The sequence below is a fragment of the Segatella copri genome, assembly GCF_019127135.1.
Taxonomy (GTDB): Bacteria; Bacteroidota; Bacteroidia; order Bacteroidales; family Bacteroidaceae; genus Prevotella.
In genome coordinates, this window is the sequence record NZ_JAHOEA010000185.1 from 1 (window position 1) to 510 (window position 510).

1 protein-coding gene is annotated in these 510 nt (G+C 47.3%); it reads left to right on the plus strand.

Annotated features, from left to right (window positions below):
* Window positions 1–80 precede the first annotated feature (80 nt).
* On the plus strand, window positions 81–510 hold a 430-nt coding region (locus KSW37_RS15780; protein WP_217315398.1), incomplete at its 3' end, for a carboxypeptidase-like regulatory domain-containing protein.

Consider the following 510-nt stretch of genomic DNA (forward strand, 5'->3'; position numbering starts at 1 on the left):
AGCAATAAAAAAATAATTATACAATGAATAATAAGGGGATTTTAACAACGGCCTTGTACCTATCTGTAATGACCTCGACGATGGCACAGAGTATCACGGGAAAAGTGGTGGATGTCAAGGGCGAGCCTCTGGCTTTTGCCAATGTCGTGCTTTTGAACCGACAAGACTCTGCTTTCGTCAAGGGAGCAGTGAGTGGAAATGATGGACGCTTCTCCATCGACTCTTCATGCAATGGCGGAATCATCAAGGTGACATCCGTAGGCTATAAGACAATCTGCAAGGATTGCACAGGCGAGAATGTAGGCATCATCAAGATGGAAGAAGACAGTAAGATGCTCGGCGAAGTGGTGGTGAAATCATCACGCCCCGTTACTGCCATCAAAGGCAATGCCTTGGTTACGACTGTAGCCAACTCCCAACTTTCTCATGCTGGCACAGCAAATGATGTGTTGCGCCAAGTGCCAATGGTTACAGGAAGAGACGGCAACTTCGAGGTGTTTGGCAAGGGTA